This window comes from Geomonas sp. (genome assembly GCF_056994735.1).
Genome location: NZ_JBXKJL010000392.1, coordinates 1 through 2,936, shown reverse-complemented (window position 1 = coordinate 2,936; position 2,936 = coordinate 1). Strand labels below are relative to the sequence as shown.

General features: G+C 61.5%; 3 protein-coding genes. 1 reads left to right on the top strand and 2 read right to left on the bottom strand.

Going from position 1 to position 2,936, the window contains the following annotated elements; translation table 11 throughout:
- Positions 1 to 291: hypothetical protein (locus AC11W3_RS16940; protein ID WP_484093399.1), on the top strand; the 291-nt coding region annotated here is incomplete at its 5' end.
- Positions 292 to 306: 15 nt separating this feature from the next.
- Here AC11W3_RS16940 and AC11W3_RS16935 read toward each other — a convergent pair.
- Both AC11W3_RS16935 and AC11W3_RS16930 read right to left on the bottom strand, forming a co-directional pair.
- A complete protein-coding gene (locus AC11W3_RS16935) occupies positions 307 to 1,491 on the bottom strand; it encodes a class II aldolase/adducin family protein (protein ID WP_484093398.1) in 1,185 nt (394 codons plus the stop codon).
- Positions 1,492 to 1,700: 209 nt separating this feature from the next.
- Positions 1,701 to 2,936: aldehyde ferredoxin oxidoreductase C-terminal domain-containing protein (locus AC11W3_RS16930; RefSeq protein ID WP_484093397.1), on the bottom strand; the 1,236-nt coding region annotated here is incomplete at its 5' end.

The window sequence follows — 2,936 nt, the reverse complement described above, 5'->3', positions numbered from 1 at the left end:
ATGCTTGGGTATGCGGGTGCGGCCTGGGCGACCTTCGTCTGCTACTTCCTGATGATGCTGCTCTCGTACTTCTGGGGGCAGAAATACTTTCCCGTGCAGTACGAGGTTGCCAAGATCGCGGCATATTTCGCCTTTGCCATGGCACTCTTCTTCATCAGCAAGGCATGGCCGTTTCATGACCGCCTGCTGCTCTTTGCGGCAAACGGCGTGCTGTACGCGTTCTTTCTTGGGGTGGTCTTTTACAAGGAGAACCTCTCCCGCCTGTTGATCAGAAAGACGGGCGGGGCATGATCAAGGGAAGGCCCTTCAGGCTTTGACTTTTGTCTGATACGAGGATTCATCCACTCGCCGGAAGTACTCGTCCCGGCAGAAGTTCTCCACACCGACCATGGAGGCAAAGGCCTCCTCGAATCCGTCGATTCCGATGGTGAAGACGCCATGCCCGTAGACGATGGCGCTGCCGGTGTCGCCGATAACAGGTGGCACCCGCTTTGCGAGCCCCCCGGCCCCGATCTCGCCGGCGACTACCGGGGTAAGGCCAAGATAGCGCACATGGGGGCAGTCCTTCCAGCAGTCCTTGATCGAGCACTCCTTGGTCTGGCAGAGCATGCTCATGATGACGGCGAATTTCGGGTGGCCATGCAGGATGACCTTCGCCCCGCTCTGCTCCAGTATCTTCCGATGGGCGAGGAGTTCGCTCGATGCGGTGATGCCGGTGGTGGAGGAATTGTCGGCGGGGACGCGGTCGATGCACCCTTTCAGCTCATCGAGGCTGGCGGCGGTCTGGGAGATGTAGATGACGTCACCCGCGCGGGCGGAGATGTTGCCGAAGAAGGAATCGACCAGCCCCCTCTCCACCGTGTAGCGCCCCACCGTCTCGATCTCCGACAGGATTTCATCAGGGTCGTCCGAAAGGTTCTCCCTGAACTCAAGCCCCTCCGCTGACAGCGGCCTCAGCCACTGCCTTCTGAACTCTTCGAAGGCATCGCGCTCGCCCGGCAGTACGAATCCGTCCGTCAGCAGGTCCTGAAGGTACTTCACGAAGGTGGAATGGAAGACGGAGGAGTAGTTGATATAGGCCTGCTCGACGGTAATGGCGCCGACAGCCACTATCCCTATCCCTTCCACGATGACGCCTTTGCGATTTCCCAGGAGCCTGGCAATCTGCGCCGAAGGGTCCTGAGCCAGCTCGTCGCGGCGCAGGAAAGGGATGTCGTGGAGGAAGGTCCGCGTCTCGGTGTCCTGGGGGAGAATGCAGTTCTCCTCTTTCGGTGCCCGGCGCAGCAGGAACTCGGCGAACGGGAGCGACGGCCGGGCGGCCACCAGTGCCAGGGAGTTGAGACGAGAGAGCGTAGCGCCGGCAAGCGCTGCAAGCTCCGGGGCCCCGGCAGTGATGAGGACGTCATCCTGGGCCGCGATAGCGATCAGCCCAGGGGTGGCGGAGCGGTCAGAGACAAGTTTTCCGGTGTACTTCTCGATTTGATCTTTCATGTCCAGAGGGTTTCACTTATCTGCACAGGACTACTCCTTCAGCTTAGGAGCCGCACACCCTTCGAAAAGCTCAGGGTGAACGGCCGTTTTGGCGTCACGCTCAGGGGTAAAATGGCTATTTCGGGCGGCAGGCTACAGGCCGTTCGTGCTGAGCCTGTCGACGCACCGTGTAAAGATCGTCGTCCCTACTCTTGAAGGGGATGTGCTCCTCAAGGCATGGTCTCGACCAGAGACGAATCGGCGAAGGTCCCCTCCGGAGTGAGCCCCCGAATACGGTAGTACTTCTGCAACTCTTCATCGAAGCGCGCCCGGTCGATCGGCGGGACTTCTATCCCCTCCCCCGCCGTCCCCGGCTCCGTGAAGAAGCGCGGGGGCAGGAGGTCGTCGGACACGCTGAAGCCGTTTTCGCAGTTGTAGAAGCGCTCGGTGAGATAGATCCTTTCGCCGATGGCCTTCAGCGATTCGGGCGTGTACTCCACGCCTGTCACCGCAGAAAGGAGCTCGCCGTATTCCTCGAGGGTGGCGCCGAAGAAGGCGAACTTGCAGGCGACCAGCGAGTCGACGGCGGCGTTGACGTCCTCGGCGATCTTGATGATCCTGGCCTTGCCGGAGAAGGAGAATCGATCGGTCGGCACCGGTTTCCTGAGGATCTCGTGCGAGATCGGGTAGGCACGAAGGTGGCAGCCCCCCCGGTTGGAGGTAACGTAGGCAAGGGCCATCCCGTAAGCGCCACGCGGATCGTAAGCCGGAAGTTCGAGCGACTTCACCGTCATGGAAAGCTCAGGTTTACCACGCTGCTTCGCGAATCTGCGCGAGCCGAGGCTGAGCAGCAAGCCCTGGCCTCGCTGGAAGGCGATATCCGACAGCAGGCCCGGCACTTCTTCCGCGGTCGGAAACTGCCCCCTCTCCTCCCCGTATGCGGAGAGCGTTGCCGCGGCGGAGATGGTGTCCATCCCCAGCTCGTTGCAGAGCGTGTTGGCCTTGACGATGGCGTGCAGGTCGGAAATCCCGTTCAGGGCACCGAAGTGGTTGACCGTCTCGTACTCGGGAAGAGGCTCCCCTTCGCTGCTGGCCTTTTTGCACTGGATCGGACAGCCGTAGCAGCCGTCCTTCTTGGCACCGCACTCCTTGCGGATGGACGGGCCTGAATAGTTGCCGGCATCGGCGAAGTAGGTGGAGCTGAAATTTTCCGTCGGAGCCATCCGCCGCTGGGCCATCAGGTCGACCAGCGCCGGGGTTCCATACTCGGAGATCCCCAGTTCACCGAAGATGACGGGAGAAGCGCGGAAAAGGCGCATGACGTCGCCGCGGGCGTGGTCGAAGCGTTCGCGGTCGGCGATTTCCGTTACGCCGGAACCATTCACCGTAATCGCCTTGAGCCCCTTGGCCCCCATGACGGCGCCGAGGCCGCCGCGCCCTATCGAGTTCCCCTCTCCCATCATGAT